The following is a 19,948-nucleotide window of genomic DNA, read 5'->3' on the forward strand; positions in this document are numbered from 1 at the left end:
TTACCGCGCGGGTGGATCGGCGGGCAGCACGTGCTCGCCGACACGATCGGTGGCCAGGCTCAGCGAGGAGATGTACTGCTTCTCGCCGCCGGGACCGGGCTTGGCGGAGGCGAGCATATCGGGACGCTCAAACTCGATTCCGCTGACGGCACAACGAAGTAACTCATCCGACGGGTTCCCGTATTCGTCGTACATCGGCAGGTCGATACCGTCGTCGGTGCGACGCAGGTAGTACTTTCCGCGTGTCGCGACCGCGAGAATGGGCGGCAACACGAAGGCGATGACGACGGCCACAATCGGCGAGTAGGGCCGGATCGCCTCGCCGAACACTCCGAAGAAGACCAGGATCGAGATGCCCGCCGACAGCAGCATCGAGACGAATCCGACCGGATTGACGTCGTAGAGCATGCCGCGCCGGAATTCCGGTTTCATGGGCGAGAGCTTCAGGACGTACTTGTTGATCGCGATATCGGTGGCCACCGTGACCACCCAGGCCATACCGCAGTTGGCGTAGAACCCGAGAATGGTATTGAGGAAGTCGAACATGTTGGCTTCCATCAGCACCAGGGCGATCACCAGGTTGAACAGCACGAAGACCAACCGGCCCGGGTAGTGCTTGGTGATACGGGTGAATGAGTTCGTCCAGGCCAGCGAACCCGAGTAGGCATTGGTGACATTGATCTTGATCTGGCTGATCACCACCAGAATCACGGCCAGCGTGATGGCGAGCCAGTGCGGCATCATGTTCTGGTAGATCTCCAGGAACTGGTGCACCGGCTGATTGGCCACGGCAGCGCCGCCGGCCACATTGGCGATCAGATACACCGCCAGGAACAGCCCGATCACCTGTTTGATGGCTCCGAACAGCACCCAGCCCGGCCCCGCCAGCAGCATCGCGGTCCACCAGCGGCGGCTGTTTTCGGGCGTCTTGGGCGGCATGAACCGCAGGTAGTCGATCTGCTCGGCAATCTGGGCGATCAGGGACAGGCACACGCCCGCGGCGAGCATGATCGACCCCAGATTGACGCCTTGTGCCTCCTTGCCGCCGTAGGCGAAGAAGCTTCCGATCGAATCCGGGTGACGCACCACGAGATAGACGAACGGGATGACCATCATGACGAGCCACAGCGGAGTGGTCCACACCTGCAGCACCGAGAGCGCCTTCATCCCGTAGATGACCAGCGGAATGATGATGATGGTGGAGGCCGCATATCCGATGGGTAGCGGCACGCCAAGCCCGAGCTTCAGGCCCTGGGCCATGATCGAGCCTTCGAGCGCGAAGAATATGAATGTGAACGTCGCGTAGATGATGTTCGTGACGATGCTGCCGTAGTAACCGAATCCGCTTCCGCGCGTGATCAAGTCGAGATCGATGTTGTAACGGGCGGCGTAGTACGAGACCGGGATTCCGGTCAGGATGATGATGACCGCGAACAACCCGATCCCCCACAGGGCATTTCCGGTGCCATAGGAGATTCCGATGTTGGCGCCGATCGCGAAGTCGGCCAGGTAGGCGATGCCACCCAGGGCGGTCACGCCGACAACAGCCGGGCTCCACCGTCGAAATCGCCTGGGCGCAAATCGGAGGGTGTAGTCCTCCAAGGTCTCCCGCAGTGCCGCGCTTTCGGCGGCATCGTGGGTGGACGGAGCAGACGAAACGGGTGCGGATGCAGTCGTATCGAGAGTGTCGGTCACGCGGACAGCCTGTCGAGCGCCCAAGTCGTGCGCGTTTTCCAGACGTTAATGTCCTGTTACGCAGGCGCTCCAGCAGCTGTTTTGGGGCGCAACCGTGGGGTGAACTCCAGGCTCAGCAACGCGAATGCCACCAGCGGCACCGTGGACATCTGCACAAGCACGTAGCGCCGATCCCCCAGCGCATGGAATTTGCGCAGGTAACGGTACAAAGACTCCAGGGCGATCAGCGGATCGAGTACGTGAATCGCCGAGTAGCAGAGCTCCTGCACGCGAGTGCGGTCCTGTTCGGCGAAGATTTCCGGGAATGCCGCGAACGCCAGCGACAAGCGACGGGCGCCTTCGGTCCTGGCGAGTGCGATCATGTCGATGGTCAGTCGTTCGTCGATCCCGTTCGGTGCACCCGGGCGCCGCCACGGCACATCGAGAGAGACATCGGTGCCGCCCCCGGTGGTTGCGTAGCGGTGAAACCCTTGCACCACACCGCGATCATCCCGGGCGATGATCAGCCGAATGCCGGGATAGCGCCCGAGTAGCGCACCGTCGAGGATCATCGAGAATCCGCGCTCGAAGCGGCCTCCATGCGAAAGTTCCATCACCTGTTGCAGTTCGGCGCGCAGCCCGCCATCGAGACCGCGCTCGTCGACGATCTCGGTGGTGACCCCCGCGTTGTGGGTGCGCTGCATGCCCTGGCGCAGATTCCGATACTTGCGGCCCACCATGTCGAAGGCTTGCACATCGACCACGACATCACGACCCACCGCGATGGCGCGGAGTGAATGCCCCAGGGAATGCGGGTCACTCCACAGCGATAGACGACGCTCACTGCACCCCAATATCGCGATGCGCCAGCCATGCGAGCGACACATGGCCGCGAATTCCTGAACCAGGGACGGGAACCGGGATTCGTCACCGATCGGATCTCCACCGACCACGGCAAAACCGGCGCGCGTCCGGTACGCGATGGCTGCGGTGCGATCGGCGTTGAAGTAATACGACTTGAGCGAGTGCATCGCGAAGGCTGCCAACGGGTCGTCACCGGTTCTGTCCACCAGTGCACCGACCTCGGCCAGCGCCTCGGGCTGCGCCGGCGCCGATGTCGGCCACATGAGGATGAGCCCGGCCGCGACGACCAACGCATCGCCGGCGTGCTCGAACTGCAGGACTCCGGCCCCCAACGCGACCAGCACGGATACTCCCGCCCACGCCGCATGACCGTAGGTGACCGGCCGCCCGAGAAAGATTCCGCGAGCGATGAATCCGACGCACAACAGAACGGTGAGCGGCCAGAGGATTTCATCGAAATCGGGTTGCTTCGGGTATCCGGAATGGGCGACCAACAACACCAGCCATCCCGCGACCAGCAGTACCGCGGCGGCACTCACCAACCGCGCGGGCCTCGAATCGCTGTGGACTGCAATGCGTTCGGCAATACGCACGTGGGTGGTTGCGGCCGACGGTTCCAGCATTCAGCCACCTCCCACGGTTTCCCAATACCGACCTTCAAGAATACTCCCGCAGCTACCAGCGGTCGGAGGGATCGCTCTTTCCGATCGCAAACCAGAGGATGGGACCGAAGATCGGGAAGACGAGCACGATGATGGCCCAGGGAAGCTTCTCGCCATTGGGCTTGACCGGGTCTTTGATGATGGAAATGATGGTGACGACAGTAAGAACCAGCACCAGTAGAGAAAGAATTCGAATCATGACCGCCCCGGGAAGTGTTTGACAATACCTTCCTGGATAGTACTGGCCAGCAACGCCCCTTCGCGATCGAAAAAACGTCCGGCCCCCGTTCCCCGGCCCGCCGAGGCAACCGGCGACTCGGTTGCGTAGAGCACCCAGTCATCGAAGCGCACCGGGCGGTGAAACCAGACGCTGTGGTTGATGGTGGCGGCGAAAATCCGGTCGTAACCCCACGACAGGCCATGGGTGGTGATGATCGAATCCAGCACCGTGGTGTCCGATGCGTAAACCAGTGCCGCGCTGTGCAGAACCGGATCGTCGGGCAGTGCGGAGTGGGTCTTCATCCACACCCGATTATGTTCCAGCCGTTCGGATTTCGCCTTGAGAACCCAGGCCGGATCGTTGTCGTAGCGCCATTCGATGGGCTTGAGGGCGGCCACGAACATCGGCACGGTCTCCTCGTAGCCGACCAGGTGCTCGTCGATGGTCGGCAGCGTTTCAGGATCGGCCACCGTCGGCGGTTTCACCGCATGTTCCAGCCCGGGTGAATCCTTCAGGTACGACACCAACGCGGAGGACAGCAACAGGTCACCCTGGACCGCGTCGACGCGGCGATTGGCGAAATTGCGCTCGTCCCGCAATCGCAGGACCCGGAACTCGATGTCTTGCTCGGGGTCGCCACCGTTGATGAAATGGGTGGAGACGGCCGCCAGCGAGAGCTTCTCGGACACGGTGCGCCCCGAGGCAACCACGGACTGTGCCATCAGCTGACCGCCGAAGGTCCGGGGCGGATTGACCGTCGGGTGACCGCCGATGAACAGATCGGTCTCGGGGTTCTTCAGCTCCAGCAGCGCGAGTAGCTGTGCGAAATCAGGTGCGTTGCTGATGCTCGATCCTCGTCTCTAGTGGTCGTCCTCGCCGATCCGGTGTACGTGGATCAGATTGGTCGAGCCTACTGTCCCGGGTGGAGCGCCCGCGACGATCACCACCAGATCTCCCCGTTGATAGCGCTCCATCGCCAGCAACGCCGTATCCACTTGTTGGATCATGCCGTCGGTGGTGTCCATGACCGGGACGATGAAGGTTTCAGTTCCCCAGGTCAGCGCCAACTGGCTACGTACCTCGGGCAGCGGGGTGAAGGCCAGCACCGGCAGTGGAGTGTGCAACCGGGCCAGCCGTCGCACCGTGTCGCCCGACTGTGTGAACGCCACCAGGGCCTTGGCGTTGAGCCGTTCGCCGATATCGCGCGCCGCATACGAGATGACACCGCGTTTGGTTCGCGGCACGTGGGTCAGCGGCGGCGCGCTCACCGAATGGCTCTCGACCGCGGACACGATGCGGGCCATTGTCCGCACGGCCTCCATGGGGTATTTGCCGACCGAGGTCTCCCCCGACAACATCACGGCATCTGCCCCGTCCAGGACCGCGTTGGCGACATCCGAAGCCTCGGCGCGCGTCGGGCGTGAGTTTTCGATCATCGACTCGAGCATCTGCGTCGCCACGATGACCGGACGCGCGTTCTCACGCGCGATCTGGATAGCGCGCTTCTGCACAATCGGCACATCTTCGAGCGGAAGTTCGACCCCCAGATCGCCGCGAGCGACCATGATCGCGTCGAATGCGAGCACGATCGCCTCAAGGTTGGCGACCGCCTCGGGCTTCTCCAGCTTGGCGATCACCGGCACCCGACGTCCGACGCGGTCCATGATGGCGTGCACCAGTTCCACATCGCCGGGCGACCGCACAAACGACAGTGCGATGAGGTCCACCCCGAGGCGCAGTGCGAACTCGAGATCCGCGATGTCCTTTTCGGACAGGGCCGGCACCGAGACGTTCATCCCCGGAAGCGAGAGACCCTTGTTGTTGCTGACCGGACCGCCCTCGGTGACCCGGCAGACCACGTCGTTGCCTTCGATCGCCTCGACGGTCAAGCCGACCTTGCCGTCGTCCACCAGAAGCCTGTCGCCCACGGCAGCATCGGTAGCCAACTGCTTGTATGTGGTGGACACCCGGTCCGGGGTTCCCACGACATCCTCGACGGTGATCCTGACCTGTTCGCCTGTCGCCCAATGGGTGGCCCCGGTGGCGAACCGGCCCAGCCGGATCTTGGGACCCTGCAGGTCCGCGAGCACGCCGACCGCGCGCCCGGTCTCGTCGGATGCCTTACGCACCCAGCGATAGTTCTGCTCATGGTCGGCGTGCTCGCCGTGGCTGAAGTTGAGTCGCGCGACGTCCATCCCGGATTCGACAAGCTCACGTACAAGCTCGGCGGAACCGGTCGCAGGACCAAGGGTACAAACAATCTTTCCGCGTCTCGTCACGACTTTTGAGCATAGTCGTGCTGATACCTACTCACGAGTCAGCGCGGACACGATTCACCAAGCGGTTACCTTCACCGGTTTGCGTTGTCAGGAGGCCAATTTCAGACCGATGATGCCGGCAACGATCAACCCCAGGCTCAATAGCCGCCAGGCGTTGGCCGAATCGCCGAACAGCACGATGCCCAGGATTGCGGTACCGACAGCACCAACACCCACCCAGATCGCGTAGGCGGTGCCGACCGGCAAGCTTTTCATCGCAATGCCCAGCATCGCGATGCTGATGATCATCGATCCGACAGTGCCGACGGTTGGCCACAGCCGAGTGAATCCCTCGGTGTATTTCAGACCGATGGCCCAGCCCACCTCGAGCAGACCCGCAAGAAGAAGGACCAGCCAAACCATGAGAGATACCTCCACATTTCGGTGAGGCCGTCCCCTGGCGAAGAATTACCGGGTCGTCCCGGTCATCTTCATTCTCTCACATGTCAATCGCGAAGCTGGCGACCTGCTTTATCGCTGACCTTGCCGCCGAAGATCAGGACCGCATCGACGACCGCCCAGATGACAGCGACGATTCCGAACGTCACCAGGCCGATCAGCAGCTGGACAACGCCGAGCAGCGTCTGTCCCAGATAGATCCGACCGAAGCCCAGAAATCCGACCAGGCCCAACAGTTGCAGCAGGCCGGCGATTAGCTTCGACTTATCTGAGTACGGCGCCCCGGTGGCCGGGTCACGCCCGTACGGGGCGGCGGGGTCCACATATGGGGGCGGATACGGGACGCCAGGCGATGGCGGCACCGGCGGAGGTGTTCCGAAAGGAGGCGGCGTGCTCTCGGTCATTTCTCCACAATGCCAGAATTCTCACCGGTCTCGTCGGCCGATTCCTCAGCGGGGTCGTCCACCGGGGCTTTCGTGACGTCTTCCTCCCCCGCGTCCGCGACATCAGTAGAGTCCGCGGGTTCCTGAGCGGCAGCCTCACCGTCCGCGCTCGCGGCCTCTTCGGTCTGCGCCGGGGTACCACCCAGGGTCGCCGGGTCCTCACGTCCCTTGGGGGCCAGCAGAATGTAGGCGATCGCACCGAGGAACACCAGTGTCGAAGTGAAGGAGTTGACGCGAATTCCACCAAACTGTGTGGCCGGGTCCACCCGCATCAATTCGACCCAGAAGCGTCCCACGCAGTAGGCCGCGACGTACATCGCGAACAGGCGTCCGTGCCCGATCTTGAAGCGCCGATCGACAAAGATCAACAGCGCGAAAACAAGGACGTTCCATAACAATTCGTAGAGAAAGGTCGGGTGGACGACCTGTGCGACCTCTCCGGTGGACACACCGTTGAGATTGAGAACGTCTACCGTGCCGTCGGCCGAGCGCCGGTAGAACAGCTCTAGCCCCCACGGCAGCGTAGTGGGACCACCGGTGAGTTCCTGATTGAAGTAGTTGCCCAACCGGCCGATCGCCTGAGCCAGCACGATGCCGGGAGCGATCGCGTCGCCGAAGGCGGGCAACGAAATACCTCGCCGGCGGCACGCGATCCAGGCGCCGACGCCACCGAGGGCGACGGCTCCCCAGATACCGAGGCCGCCTTCCCAGACCGCGATCGCCTTGCCCAGACCCTTGCCGTGCGGGCCGAAGTACGTCTGCCAGTCGGTCATCACGTGGTAAAGACGTCCACCGACCAGTCCGAACGGCACCGCCCACAACGCGATGTCATAGATGACGCCGCGCTCGCCGCCGCGCTGCTCCCATCGACGATCGCCGATGACCAGCGCGACGATGATGCCCGCGATGATGCACAGTGCGTAGGCGCGGATCGGGATGGGCCCCAGATGCCAAACCCCTTGGGGCGGGCTGGGGATGTATGCCAGATTCACGACTGTCACGGTTTTGTCCCTGCTTTTCCTGTCATCCCTGGGCTTAGGCCCTTCGGACTCCGGTCGCCAACTCTTCAGTCAGGCTACGCACGGCGGTCGCACCTTGGGGGGCGGCCGCCACCAGCGCCGAGCCCACGATGACGCCGTCGGCATATGCGGCGATCTCGGCTGCCTGAGCACCGGATCGCACGCCAAGACCGACCCCCACCGGGATATCGGAGACCTCGCGAACCCTGCTCACCAGTGCGGGAGCGGCATTCGACACCGCATCGCGAGCGCCGGTGACACCCATGGTGGACGCCGCGTAGACGAAGCCCCGGCATGCGCCGATCGTCTTTTCAAGTCTCTCCGGCGTGGATGAGGGCGCGACCAGGAAGATGCGATCGAGGTCATGAGCATCGGAGGCCGCGATCCAGTCTTCGGCCTCGTCGGGGATCAGATCGGGGGTGATGATTCCGAGGCCTCCAGCCGCGGCGAGGTCACGTGAGAACGCGTCAACGCCATACCGCAGCACCGGATTCCAGTACGACATCACGACGGCCTGTCCGCCGGCATCGGTGATGGCGCGGACCGTTGTGAAAACGTCAGCCACCCGAACCCCGTTGCTCAGCGCGGTTTCCGCCGCCGCGGCGATCATCGGGCCGTCCATCATCGGATCCGAGTAGGCGATTCCGACTTCGATGATGTCGCACCCGCCCTGCACCAGCGTGGTCATCAGTTCGATCGAGGTGTCCAGGTCCGGATACCCGTTGGGCAGATAACCGATCAGCGCGGCACGCCCCTCTGCACGGCACTTGTCGAAGACCTCGGTCAGGCGGCCTGACTGCGTCATGCCCCGGCCCCGTTCTGATCCGCGTCGTTCTTGTCCAAGAGGTCGAACCACTTGGCCGCGGTCTCGACGTCCTTGTCGCCGCGCCCGGACAGGTTGACCACGATCACCGCGCCTTCGCCCAGCTCCGCTCCGAGCTTGAGTGCGCCCGCGACGGCATGTGCCGATTCGATGGCCGGGATGATGCCCTCGGCGCGAGAAAGCAGCAGGAAGGCGTCCATGGCCTCACTGTCGGTCACCGGGCGGTAATCGGCGCGCCCGGTCTCACGCAGCCAGGCATGCTCGGGGCCCACACCGGGGTAATCCAAACCCGCTGAGATTGAATGAGACTCGATAGTTTGACCATCTTCGTCCTGCAACAGATACGAGTAGGAGCCCTGGAAGGCACCGGGCGTGCCACCGGTGAATGTGGCGGCGTGCCTACCGGTTTCGACACCGTCGCCGGCGGCTTCGTACCCGACCAGCCGGACCTGTGGATCGTCGATGAACGCGTGGAAAATACCGATCGCGTTCGAACCGCCGCCGACACAGGCCACCACCGCATCTGGCAATCTGCCGACCTGGTCCTGTACCTGAGCCCGCGCTTCCATGCCGATGATGCGCTGAAAATCGCGAACCATCACCGGGAAGGGATGTGGGCCGGCAGCGGTACCGAAGCAGTAGTAGGTGTTGTGCGCGTTGGTCACCCAGTCGCGCATGGCGTCGTTGATCGCGTCCTTGAGGGTCTTCGATCCCGATTCCACGGACACCACGGTCGATCCCAACAGCCGCATTCGCGCGACATTGAGTGCCTGGCGTGCGGTATCGACGGCGCCCATGTAGATGACGCACTCGAGCCCCAGAAGTGCGCACGCGGTGGCAGTGGCGACTCCGTGCTGTCCCGCGCCGGTCTCCGCGATGACGCGTGTCTTGCCCATCCTCTTGGCCAGGAGGACCTGGCCAAGAACGTTGTTGATCTTGTGGGAACCGGTGTGGTTCAGGTCTTCTCGCTTGAGCAGCAGACGTGCACCGCCGGCGTGGGCACTGAGGCGCTCGGCCTCATACAGCGGCGAGGGCCGGCCCACATAGTGCGTCTGCAACCGGTCGAGCTCGTCGAGGAAGGACCGGTCGGACCTGACCTTCTCGTACGCGGCGGTCACTTCTTCGATGACGGCCATCAGAGCCTCGGCCACATATCGGCCGCCGTAGGGACCAAAGTGCCCGCGGCCATCGGGATCATGCGCGGTGGGCTCGGCGATCGCAGCACTCATCTGCGGCAGGCCGGTGTTCTTCATGATTGTCTAGCGAGCCGGTTTGGGGCAGGACGGATGCGTGCCCGCGGTCACCAAATCGGCGACGGCTCCGCGCGGATCGCCACTGGTAACCAATCCCTCACCGACCAGTACGGCGTCGGCACCTGCACCGGCATACGCCAGCAGGTCGGCCGTCCCGCGAATGCCGGACTCGGCGATGCGGATGATGCCGCTGGGCAGCCCCGGCGCGATACGCGAGAAGCAATCGCGGTCGATTTCAAGAGTTTTCAGGTCGCGGGCATTGACACCGATAACGGATGCGCCGGCGGACAGCGCACGATCGGCTTCTTCCTCGGTGTGTACTTCCACCAGCGCGGTCATCCCGAGCGACTCGGTGCGGTCGAGCAGCGAGACGAGTGCGGTCTGTTCCAGCGCCGCAACGATCAGCAGGATCAGGTCGGCGCCATGTGCCCGCGCCTCGTGGATCTGATACGGACTGATGACAAAGTCTTTGCGCAACACGGGAACTGATACGGCGGCGCGCACCGAGTCCAGATCGTCGAGACTTCCGTGGAATCGCCGGCCCTCGGTGAGCACGCTGATAATCCGTGCTCCCCCATCCTCGTAAGCCTTGGCAAGCTCTGCGGGATCGCTGATATCGGCCAGTGCACCACGCGATGGGCTGGCCCGCTTCACCTCGGCGATCACGGCGATTCCCGGCTCGCGCAGCGCGGCCATGACATCGAGTGGCTTGGGTGCTGCTTTGGCGGCCGCCTTCACGGTGGCCAGATCAACAACGGCTTCGCGAGCCGCGACATCAGCGCGCACGCCATCGAGGATCGAATCGAGTACGGTTCCCGAACTCATGACCTCGACGATTCCCTTCTTGCGACGCCCCCGCGCCTACACGCTCGAACTTCACAGAAGGGTAGCCGTTCGAGGCTCACACAAGAAAACCGGGTCAGGTAGGGCCCGACGAACGCTCGGGCGGACCGACGGTGGGGTCCTGTCCATCGTCCAGGCTGTCCCACATCACCCGCTCGCTCTGCGTCTTTTCTCCCAGATCCGCACTGTCTGAGCGTCGCGCGGCCGGAGTCTGATACTTGGTGTCCACGACCCCCCGTGCGGCCCGCAGAAGCGTAATGGCGGCCAATACGACCACCACCGCGGCCACCACGGCGGTTGTGGCTCCGCCGGAGAGCCGGTCGGCGCCGATCAGGGTGGACACCGGGACGTTCTTGACGTCCGCGGCGCGGGGCCCGACATCACGAACGGCCCATAGGCTGACCCCCAGATAGGCCGCGCCCGCTCCGATCACCGCGACGAGAACCGCCAGGATCCGCAGGGCCCATCCGCGGATGGCCAGAGTCGCGATCGCCGCCGCGACCAAGGCGACCGCCAACGGGACCAAGGCCGCCGACCAGTCGGCGCCGGAGACCAGAATCGTTCGCGGCTCACCCAAACCGTCGAAGGAACGCAGGCGCACCCACGTGAACTTTGAGGCTCCCCACAGCCCACCCGCTGCGATCAGGAGCAATCCGGCGCCGGTGACCAGCCGCTTGCGGCCCGACTGCGGCGGAGCCGGATTAGACATCCGCGGCGCCCGTGAGGGTTTCGGCCGCGGCGATCGCATTGAGCACCGCGGTGGCCTTGTTCCTGGCCTCGTTGTACTCGTACTCGCCCGTGGAGTCGGCGACCACACCCCCACCGGCTTGCACGTAGGCACGCCCGTCTTTGAACAGCGCGGTTCGGATCGCGATGGCGAAATCGGCGTTTCCGGCGAAGTCAAGGTATCCCAGCACCCCCCCGTACAGTCCGCGACGAGTCAGCTCGACTTCCTCGATGAGTTCCATGGCGCGTACCTTCGGCGCCCCCGACAGCGTTCCGGCGGGGAAACATGCGGTGATGGCGTCCAGCGCTGTCTTACCGTCCGCCAGCGATCCCGACACTGTCGAGACCAAGTGCATGACGTGGCTGTAGCGCTCGATATGGCTGTAATCGCTGACCCGCACCGTGCCGGGCGTACATACGCGTCCGAGATCGTTGCGGCCCAAATCAACCAGCATGAGGTGTTCGGAGAGCTCCTTCTCGTCGGCAAGTAGATCCTTGGCGAGCAAGGTGTCTTCCTCATCGGTGGCGCCCCGCCAGCGCGTTCCTGCGATCGGGTGGGTGGTGGCCACTCCGTCCTTGACGGTGACGAGCGCCTCCGGGCTCGATCCCACGATCGAAAAAGCTGTCCCGCCATCGGCATCCGGCGCATGCAGTAAATACATGTACGGGCTCGGGTTGGTGACCCGCAGGATGCGGTACACCTCCAGCGGGTCGACATCGGTCTCCATTTCGAAGCGCATGCTCGGCACCACCTGAAATGCCTCGCCGGCTTCGATCTCGCCGACGAGTTTGTCGACGATCGCGCTGTACTCCTCCACCGTGCGCTGGCTGCGATACGCCGGTGCCGGGCGGTCGAAATGGGCAACAGTCGAGGGCAACGGCTGCCCCAGCGCCGCCGTCATCACATCGAGTCGCGCGACCGCGCCGTCATAGGCCTCGGCCACACGCTCCGGGGTGTCATCCCAGTTCACCGCGTTGGCGATGAGCGTGATGGTGCCTTCGTGGTGATCAACGGCCGCCATATCGGTGGCGAGCAGGAGCAGCAGATCCGGCAGCCCCAGATCGTCGACTGTCTGCTCCGGAAGGCGCTCCAGCCGCCGGACGATGTCATAGGACAGGAAACCGACCATGCCGCCGGACAGTGGCGGGAGGTCCGACAGCGCCTCGCCTGCCAGCAGGTCCATCGTGGCCCGCAACGCGTCGAGTGGATCGCCCCCGCCGGGAGCCCCCTCTGGGGCGGCTCCGAGCCATGCGGCATGGCCGTCGCGCACCGTCAGGGCAGAGGGCGATCCCGCGCCGATGAAGGACCAGCGCGACCACGACCGCCCATTCTCCGCCGATTCAAGCAGAAAGGTGCCGGGCCGGTTGGCGCCCAGCTTGCGGTAGGCGGAGAGCGGTGTCTCGCTGTCTGCCAAAACTTTTCGGGTCACCGGCACCACTCGATGCACCGCCGCCAGGGCGTTGAACTCTTCCCTGGTCGTGGTCGCGGCGCCACTGATGGTGCTATGCATGCGTGCCATTCTCCCAGACCCCCGCCAACGGATTCGGCCATGCCACCAGCGTCAGCGGTATGCGGGCCTAACCCTCGTATGCCTTGAGGGTGGCGACGAGTCGCTCCAGGCCCGCGACGACCGAGGCGCGCTCGTCCCCGAGTCCGGCCAGGGCCTCAGCCTCGATACGCAGCCTCTCGGGGAACAATTCGTCCACGACCGACCGCCCGCTGTCAGTCATGCTGATGATTGCGGCACGGCGGTCGTTGGCGTTGGCTTCCCGGCGTACGTATCCACGCTCCTCCAGCTTGCGCAGCATTCTGCTTACCCAGGCTTGCGATACACCGAGCTCCTCTGCGACATGGCGCGCGATCACCGGACCCTTGCGGTGCCGGAGCACCACCAGAACGTCGTGCTCGGGTTCGGCGATGGCCGCGGTCGCATAGAGAGGCTCGAGCAACCGGGCGAGCAATCCCGACGCGCGCTTCAGCGAGCCGATGACCTCCATCGGCGATGTGTCGAGCTCCGGCCTGTTCAGCGTCCAGTCACGGGTGGTGATCGAACTCTCGTGGACAGCCATCATGCCTCTCGGTCCAGGTGTGCCAGATAAACGCGGATCGGGCCCAGGCTATCGAAATCGGGGCATCGCCATCGGCGAGCTCGGCAACATACGCCCGTGACGCGGCGATTTTATTCCTCAATCACTCGCACCAGCTGCTGAGACAAGGATCTCATCAGCGAGATCCACACCTAATACATAACTTGTATAGTATCTGTCACGCATGAGCGCGTTCCCCCACTCTCGCCATCCGTCACATGGCCGGGACGAATCGAGCGCGAGGCTCATCGGCCGTCACTCGTGACGACCACGTTCCACACCGCTCGGCAGGCAATGAGGCAGGCCGATGCTCCCCGATGTTGCGGGTCCCCGCTGGTCTTGTCTTGATCCTCGAAAGGTGCAGCCATGAGCGTTTCCAGAAGCCGTCGTGTGGTCAACAAGATCTGGTTACCCGCAGTAGCGATCGTCATACTTCTTGTCGCCGGGTTGGCCATCAAGTTCGCGCATGGGGTCTTCGGATCGCAGGACCGAACACACAGCCCCGGGGGCAATTTCGCCGTTGTCCAGTTCAATCCCAAGAACATCGTTTACGAGGTGTACGGCGATTACGGCGGCTGGGCGCGGGTGAGCTATTGGGATACCGACAACAGACCCGTCGATATCGAACTCACCGGATTGCCCTGGACACACACCGAAACAACCGTCTTGACGACCGCGACCGGAGACATCACAGCGCAGGTCGCCGGGCGAAATGTGGGCTGCCGCATCACCGTTGACGGATTGGTGCGCTCGGAACACACCGCAACCGGTGAGCATGCTGGTGTCTGGTGCCAGGTGCTTTCCGCATGAGCGCACACTCCGCCCAGAAACCGCGCTTCGCCAGGGCAATTCGCAAGTACTCGATACTGGTCGTGCTCGCGTGGTTGGCGTTCACCATTGTGATCAATACCGTGGTGCCGCAGCTCGAACCGGTAACCGACGCAAATCAGGGTCCGTTGGTGCCACTCGATGCGCCGTCCTCCAGGGCCTTGATTCACATCGGGGAATCGTTCAAGGAATCCGACAGCAACAGCCTGGCGATGGTCATCCTGGAGGGTGATCACAAGCTGAATGACGACGACCACAAGTTCTACGACGTGCTGGCAAGCAAGCTGGAAAACGATAAAAAGCACGTCCAGTACGTCATGAATCTGTGGGGCCAGGGCACCACTGCCGCGGGTGTGCAGAGTTCCGACGGCCAGGCTGCGTACACGCTCGTGCGCGTCGCAGGTGATCAAGGTTCGACAGTCTCGGACGAATCGATCCGTGCGGTCCGCGAGTTGGTCGCCGAAGTCCAGCCGCCCAATGGGGTCAAGGTCTATGTGTCCGGGTCGGCCCCGTTGTCCACGGACATGCTCCAGGTGGGCAACCAAAGCATGATCCGCCTAATGTACGTGACCATCGTCATCATCACGGTGATGTTGCTCATCGTCTATCGTTCTGTCGCAACGGCTTTGCTGACGCTACTGATCGTGATGGTGGAACTGTCCTGCGGGCGAGGCGTTGTCGCTTTCCTCGCCTATCACAAGCTGATCGGCATCTCTGTGTTCGCGTCGAACATCCTGGTGTCGTTGATTCTGGGTGCCGGAACCGACTATGCAATCTTCCTGATCGGTAGATACCAGGAGGCGCGTCACGCCGGCGAGGATCGGGAGACCGCGTACTACTCCGCGGTCAGAGGCGTCTCCCACGTCATCCTGGGCTCGGGCCTGGCGATCGCCGGCGCGACGTTCTGCCTGCAATTCACCCGCCTCAATTACTTCAACACGATGGGCCTGCCGTGCGCGGCCGCGACTCTCGTGGCGGTCGCGGCATCCCTTACCTTCGGGCCCGCGGTGCTGGCACTCGGCAGCCGCTTCGGGGTATTCGAACCGAAAGTCAAGGCCAGCGCTGGCATTTGGCGCAAGGTGGGTACCGTCACCGTGCGGTGGCCCGGACGTATTCTCGTCGTGAGCAGTGTCGTGGTGATGATCGGTTCGATCACGCTTCCGTCGTATCGGCCCAACTACAACGACCGCATCTACATAGCCGACGACGTGCCGGCGAACCAGGGATATGCGGCCGCCGACCGGCATTTCCCGGTGAGCAAGCTCAACAGCGACATGCTCATGATCGAATCCGACCACGACATGCGCAATTCGACGGACATGATCGCCTTGGACAAGGTGGCGCGCGAGGTGTTCCACACGCCGGGCGTCGCGATGATCCAGAGTGTCACCAGGCCATTGGGCACACCGCTGGAGCATTCGTCCTTCACCTACACGATGGGGACGATGGGAACCAAGATCAACGAGCTGATCCCGTTCCTTACCGATCTCACCGACCGGTTCACCCAGATGGCCGATATCACCGATCGGATGGCCGCCTTGATGCGCCAGCAGCAGGAACTGACTGGGCAGCAGGCCGATTCGGCGCATATCTCGCTCAAGGGCGCACAGGAGTTGAAGGACGTCACCGTCAATATGCGGGACACCCTGGCCAACTTCGACGACCAGTTCAGGCCGCTGCGGAACTACTTCTACTGGGAACCGCATTGCGCCGACATCCCCATGTGCTGGGCGATGAGATCGCTGTTCGACATGACCGACCAGGTCGATTCGATGACCGACGCGGTCGATGACAGCCTCAAAGCCGCGATGATCCAGGACGCCGTCACGCCACAGCTGGTCCAGGTCATCGGCAAGAGTGCCGCAGAACTGGACGACATGCGCAAAGTGGTGCTTACCGAGCAGAGCACCATGCGGCCGATGCTGACTCAGCTGAACGAGCTGGGCCGCCAGATGATGGATCTCGGGCACGCCTTCGACAGTTCCAAGAACGACGAGTTCTTCTATCTGCCGCCCGAAGCCTTCGACAATCCGTACTTCCAGATCGATCTGAAGTACTTCGTGTCACCGGACGGGAAGTCCGCGCGCTACATGATCTATCACGACGGTGAAGCGCTCAGCGAGGAAGGCATCGACCACGCTCAGGCCTACCTGCCGGCAGCCAAGGAAGCGCTGAAGGGAACGACGCTGGCCGGTTCGCGGGTTTATCTGGGGGGCGCGGCCGCAACGTACTGGGATATCCAGGACGCCACCAAGACTGACCTCTTGATCGCGGCGATCGCGGCATTCGCGCTGATCTTCCTGGTGATGCTGTTGATCACCCGCAGTGTGGTCGCGGCACTGGTCATCATCGGCACGGTCGCGTTCTCGTACTCGGGAGCCTTCGGCCTTTCGGTGCTGGTCTGGCAGCACTTCCTGGGCATACCGCTGAGCTGGTTGAACCTGCCCATCACCTTCATCATCCTGGTGGCCGTGGGATCGGACTACAACCTGCTACTCATCGCCCGCTATCTGGAGGAAAGCAAAGCCGGGCTGAATACAGGTTTGATCAGAGCGGTGGCCAACTCGGGCAAGGTGGTCACCACCGCGGGCATCGTGTTCGCAACGACGATGATGGCCATGCTCTCCAGCGACCTGTTGTCGGTCGGCCAGCTGGGGTCCATTATCGGGCTTGGCCTGCTGCTGGACACGCTCATCGTGCGATCGTTCATCACCCCCGCGATCGCCCGGCTTCTCGGTCCGCTGTTCTGGTGGCCGCGCATCATCCGTTCGCGTCCAGCACCTGCCCAGTACAGGGAAACGACTGTTGCCACTCATTGACCTGGCTCGCCGATACACGTTCCAGCTAATCTCCCACACCACACCACCGGGCAGGAACACCGTCACATTCTTCGATGGCATGCCGCACCTCATCACGTCGAAGGCATCCAGACCATTCGACGGTATCGAACATATATTCGATACGTCAACGCCTTTAGCCTGAGGCGGTGGCCGATGAATGCTTGTTCTGCGGAATCGTCTCCGGTGTGGTTCCTGGTGTGCGGGTGGCGGAGGATGCCGACACATACGCCTTCATGGATATCAATCCGGGTTCGGACGGCCACCTGCTGGTCGTTCCGAAGCGGCACAGCAAGGACCTCCTCGAGATCCCGGCCGAGGATCTGAGTGCCGTCGCGGTGGCGGCCCAGCGGATAGCGAAAGCGGTCGTTTCCGAGCTCGGCGCCGATGGGGTGAATCTGCTGAATTGCTGTGGCGCCCACGCATGGCAGACGGAGTTCCACTTCCATCTGCACGTGATTCCACGATATGTCGACAAGTCCAAAGACCGGCTCGGTCTGCCGTGGGCACCGGGCATCCGCGGTGACGCCTTGAGCATCTCTGCCCTGGGAAACCGACTGTCCAACGCGCTGGCGTAGCGTTCGAGTCATGAAACCTGGTGATCGCGTCGCCGACTTCGAACTTCCGGACCAGACCGGCACAACCCGCAGCCTCTCGGCGCTCCTGGCCGACGGGCCCGTCGTGCTGTTCTTCTATCCTGCTGCCAATACCCCCGGCTGCACCGCCGAGGCGTGCCACTTCCGCGATCTGGCAAGCGAATTCAAGGAAGTCGGCGCCTCGCGCGTCGGCATCAGCGTCGACTCGGTAGACAAGCAGGCCGACTTCGCCGATAAGCGCAAATTCGACTACCCGTTGCTCTCCGACACCGGCGGCAAGGTCTCGTCAGCGTTCGGGGTCAAGCGCGGTCTGTTGGGCAAGCTGGCTCCGGTCAAGCGGACCACGTTCATCATCGGCACCGACAAGACGATCCTCGAAGTCTTCGCGAGCGAGCTCAACATGAACGCGCACGCCGACAAGGCTCTAGAGTTCCTCCGCGCCCGCAAGTAACACGTCGGCGTCAAAGCAACTGTGCGCGCCGGTGTGGCACGCCGGCCCGGTCTGGTCGACTTCCAGCACCAGCGTGTCACCGTCGCAGTCGAGCCGCACCGCGTGCACGTACTGGGTGTGGCCGGATGTCTCGCCCTTGACCCATAGACGCTGCCGGGATCGCGAGAAGTATGTCCCGCGTCGGGTCGCCAGGGTCTGCGCCAGCGCCTCGTCGTTCATCCACGCCACCATCAGCACCGTGCCGGTGCCGCGCTCTTGCACCACCGCGGTGATCAGGCCGGCCGCGTCGCGCTTGAGGCGACCGGCAATCCCGGGATCCAGCTCGCTCATCGCACCGTGATCCCTTCCGCGGCCATCGCCGCCTTCACCTCGGCGATAGTCAGTTCCCGGAAGTGGAAGACACTGGCGGCCAGCACCGCGTCGGCGCCGGCCTTGACCGCGGGTGAGAAGTGCTCAACAGCACCGGCTCCGCCGCTGGCGATCACGGGTACGTCAACCGCTGTACGCGCGGCGGCGATCATCGGAAGATCGAACCCCGCCTTGGTGCCGTCCGCATCCATGGAATTGAGCAGGATCTCCCCCACACCCAATTCGGCTCCCCGCCTGGTCCATTCGATGGCATCGATCCCGGTGCCCTTGCGGCCACCATGGGTCGTGACCTCCCACCCGGACGGTGTCGGCGCATCACCCTCACGGACCCGGCGCGCATCCACGCTCAGCACGATGCACTGTGAGCCGAACCGCTGTGCCAGCTCGGCCAACAACTCCGGACGTGCGATCGCCGCCGTATTGACGCCGACCTTGTCCGCGCCCGCTCGCAGCAGCACATTGACGTCTTCCACCGACCGCACACCGCCGCCCACCGTCAACGGAATGAACACCTGCTCGGCCGTGCGTCGCACCACATCCAACATGGTTGCCCGACCCGCCGACGAGGCCGTGACATCGAGAAAGGTCAGTTCATCGACGCCCTCGGCGTCGTATGCGGCCGCGAGCTCAACCGGATCGCCTGCGTCACGGAGGTTTTCGAAGTTAACACCCTTGACCACACGACCATCGTCGACGTCAAGGCAGGCGATGACGCGGGTAGCAACACTCATCGGTAGTCCTCCGGATCCCCGACCTCAGCCAGCACTTCCAGGATCTGTTCGTGCACACCGGGCGCGGCCACCAATACCGAGGGCGATTCGGGGGTCCAAAGATTGCCGCGCAGATCCGTCGCGTGACCGCCCGCGGCCTCAACCAGTGCGATACCTGCGGCGTGATCCCACACGTGCGCACCGAAACTCACTGCGCCGCCGAGTATCCCGCCTGCCGTGAACGCCAGATCGATACCGGTGCTGCCGTGCATCCGCAGGCGCGAGGTGATGCGGCTCAGCTTCTCCACCACCGCCAGGCGGTAGCGACCCGGTACCCGCCCCTTCCAGTCGACGTTGAACGTGCCCAGGCCCACCGCAACATCCGCGAGATCGGCACGTGGCAACGGCGGCATCGCAACACCGTTGCGCACCAATGGACCACCTGCGACACCGGTGTACCTGTCCCCCATGAACGGCAGCCAGGTCAATCCGGCGACCGGCACCCCATCGGAGAGCAGTCCCAGCAAAATCGCAGCCATCGGAGAACCCGCCGCGTAGTTGACGGTTCCGTCAATGGGATCCACCACCCAAACCAGACCAGAATCCACTGCCGGACCACCGAATTCCTCGCCGTGCACACCGATTCCGGTGCGGTCGGTAAGCGCCTCCACCACCATCCGCTCGATGGCCAGGTCCTCTTCGGTGGCGAAGTCCTTACCACCCTTGAACACGACACCATCGGCACCGTGCCCGGCCACGAAGCGCTGCGCCGCCACGTCCAGAATCAGGGACGCCTCGGCTACTAGCGCATTCAGATCAGGCATG

Annotated in this window: 20 protein-coding genes and 1 pseudogene; 4 read left to right on the forward strand and 17 right to left on the reverse strand. The window is 63.5% G+C overall.

Annotation, left to right across the window (positions count from 1 at the left end):
• The 14 genes and pseudogenes from RHO23_RS08395 to RHO23_RS08460 all read right to left on the reverse strand — a co-directional run bounded on the left by RHO23_RS08395 (position 1) and on the right by RHO23_RS08460 (position 13,314).
• Entirely contained in the window at positions 1 to 1,695 is a 1,695-nt protein-coding gene (locus RHO23_RS08395; protein ID WP_030097731.1) for a purine-cytosine permease family protein, read from the reverse strand.
• Between the two features lie 56 nt (positions 1,696 to 1,751).
• Positions 1,752 to 3,161, reverse strand: a complete 1,410-nt coding sequence (locus tag RHO23_RS08400; RefSeq protein WP_064408902.1) for a bifunctional lysylphosphatidylglycerol flippase/synthetase MprF — start codon at positions 3,159 to 3,161, stop codon at positions 1,752 to 1,754.
• 52 nt (positions 3,162 to 3,213) lie between these two features.
• A complete protein-coding gene (locus RHO23_RS08405; protein ID WP_030097729.1) occupies positions 3,214 to 3,399 on the reverse strand; it encodes a PLD nuclease N-terminal domain-containing protein in 186 nt (61 codons plus the stop codon).
• Positions 3,396 to 4,142 carry an acyl-CoA thioesterase gene (locus RHO23_RS08410; protein WP_232784712.1) on the reverse strand — a complete coding sequence of 249 codons (747 nt, stop codon included), beginning with the start codon at positions 4,140 to 4,142 and terminating at the stop codon, positions 3,396 to 3,398. Before RHO23_RS08410 ends, RHO23_RS08405 begins: the two co-directional genes overlap by 4 nt.
• 138 nt (positions 4,143 to 4,280) lie before the next feature.
• On the reverse strand, positions 4,281 to 5,699 hold the full coding sequence (pyk, locus tag RHO23_RS08415) for a pyruvate kinase (RefSeq protein ID WP_075908546.1): 1,419 nt from the start codon (positions 5,697 to 5,699) through the stop codon (positions 4,281 to 4,283).
• 87 nt (positions 5,700 to 5,786) lie between these two features.
• Positions 5,787 to 6,101 (reverse strand): quaternary ammonium compound efflux SMR transporter SugE, encoded by a 315-nt coding sequence (sugE, locus tag RHO23_RS08420; protein ID WP_030097726.1) that lies wholly within the window; start codon positions 6,099 to 6,101, stop codon positions 5,787 to 5,789.
• Between the two features lie 83 nt (positions 6,102 to 6,184).
• The gene (locus tag RHO23_RS08425; protein ID WP_046253764.1) at positions 6,185 to 6,541 is read right to left on the reverse strand and encodes an NINE protein; all 357 of its coding nucleotides are present in this window, start codon (positions 6,539 to 6,541) and stop codon (positions 6,185 to 6,187) included.
• Positions 6,542 to 6,710: 169 nt separating this feature from the next.
• Positions 6,711 to 7,581, reverse strand: a pseudogene (lgt, locus tag RHO23_RS08430) (prolipoprotein diacylglyceryl transferase); the annotation flags it as partial.
• 34 nt (positions 7,582 to 7,615) lie between these two features.
• Positions 7,616 to 8,404: a tryptophan synthase subunit alpha gene (gene trpA / locus RHO23_RS08435; protein ID WP_064408905.1), complete on the reverse strand. Its 789-nt coding sequence runs from the start codon at positions 8,402 to 8,404 to the stop codon at positions 7,616 to 7,618.
• Positions 8,401 to 9,675 carry a tryptophan synthase subunit beta gene (trpB, locus tag RHO23_RS08440; RefSeq protein WP_064408906.1) on the reverse strand — a complete coding sequence of 425 codons (1,275 nt, stop codon included), beginning with the start codon at positions 9,673 to 9,675 and terminating at the stop codon, positions 8,401 to 8,403. Before trpB ends, trpA begins: the two co-directional genes overlap by 4 nt.
• 6 nt (positions 9,676 to 9,681) lie before the next feature.
• Positions 9,682 to 10,500 (reverse strand): indole-3-glycerol phosphate synthase TrpC, encoded by an 819-nt coding sequence (gene trpC / locus RHO23_RS08445; RefSeq protein WP_030097721.1) that lies wholly within the window; start codon positions 10,498 to 10,500, stop codon positions 9,682 to 9,684.
• A gap of 94 nt (positions 10,501 to 10,594) precedes the next feature.
• A complete protein-coding gene (locus RHO23_RS08450; protein ID WP_044105637.1) occupies positions 10,595 to 11,227 on the reverse strand; it encodes a TIGR02234 family membrane protein in 633 nt (210 codons plus the stop codon).
• A complete protein-coding gene (locus RHO23_RS08455) occupies positions 11,220 to 12,755 on the reverse strand; it encodes an anthranilate synthase component I (RefSeq protein WP_070941164.1) in 1,536 nt (511 codons plus the stop codon). The genes RHO23_RS08450 and RHO23_RS08455 overlap by 8 nt, the downstream gene beginning before the upstream one ends.
• A 67-nt stretch (positions 12,756 to 12,822) precedes the next feature.
• Positions 12,823 to 13,314, reverse strand: coding sequence for a MarR family winged helix-turn-helix transcriptional regulator (locus RHO23_RS08460; protein WP_057969098.1), 492 nt, complete (start codon positions 13,312 to 13,314; stop codon positions 12,823 to 12,825).
• A gap of 384 nt (positions 13,315 to 13,698) precedes the next feature.
• Between RHO23_RS08460 and RHO23_RS08465 the strand changes: the two genes are divergently transcribed.
• From RHO23_RS08465 to RHO23_RS08480, 4 genes are all read left to right on the forward strand, one after another.
• Positions 13,699 to 14,142, forward strand: coding sequence for an MmpS family transport accessory protein (locus RHO23_RS08465; protein WP_064408908.1), 444 nt, complete (start codon positions 13,699 to 13,701; stop codon positions 14,140 to 14,142).
• On the forward strand, positions 14,139 to 16,979 hold the full coding sequence (locus RHO23_RS08470; protein ID WP_064408909.1) for an RND family transporter: 2,841 nt from the start codon (positions 14,139 to 14,141) through the stop codon (positions 16,977 to 16,979). Before RHO23_RS08465 ends, RHO23_RS08470 begins: the two co-directional genes overlap by 4 nt.
• A 167-nt stretch (positions 16,980 to 17,146) precedes the next feature.
• Positions 17,147 to 17,575 carry an HIT family protein gene (locus tag RHO23_RS08475; RefSeq protein ID WP_064408910.1) on the forward strand — a complete coding sequence of 143 codons (429 nt, stop codon included), beginning with the start codon at positions 17,147 to 17,149 and terminating at the stop codon, positions 17,573 to 17,575.
• A gap of 10 nt (positions 17,576 to 17,585) precedes the next feature.
• Positions 17,586 to 18,044, forward strand: coding sequence for a peroxiredoxin (locus tag RHO23_RS08480; RefSeq protein WP_030093379.1), 459 nt, complete (start codon positions 17,586 to 17,588; stop codon positions 18,042 to 18,044).
• Here the strand turns inward: RHO23_RS08480 and hisI are convergent.
• From hisI to RHO23_RS08495, 3 genes are read right to left on the reverse strand one after another with little or no spacing between them, the layout of a single operon-like run.
• Positions 18,018 to 18,374, reverse strand: coding sequence for a phosphoribosyl-AMP cyclohydrolase (gene hisI, locus RHO23_RS08485; protein ID WP_030093380.1), 357 nt, complete (start codon positions 18,372 to 18,374; stop codon positions 18,018 to 18,020). The genes RHO23_RS08480 and hisI overlap by 27 nt on opposite strands.
• The gene (hisF, locus tag RHO23_RS08490; RefSeq protein ID WP_030093381.1) at positions 18,371 to 19,144 is read right to left on the reverse strand and encodes an imidazole glycerol phosphate synthase subunit HisF; all 774 of its coding nucleotides are present in this window, start codon (positions 19,142 to 19,144) and stop codon (positions 18,371 to 18,373) included. The genes hisI and hisF overlap by 4 nt, the downstream gene beginning before the upstream one ends.
• Positions 19,141 to 19,947, reverse strand: coding sequence for an inositol monophosphatase family protein (locus tag RHO23_RS08495; protein ID WP_101312334.1), 807 nt, complete (start codon positions 19,945 to 19,947; stop codon positions 19,141 to 19,143). The genes hisF and RHO23_RS08495 overlap by 4 nt, the downstream gene beginning before the upstream one ends.
• Position 19,948: the final 1 nt, after the last annotated feature.

The sequence above is a fragment of the Mycobacteroides sp. PCS013 genome, assembly GCF_049532645.1.
Taxonomy (GTDB): Bacteria; Actinomycetota; Actinomycetes; order Mycobacteriales; family Mycobacteriaceae; genus Mycobacterium; species Mycobacterium gwanakae.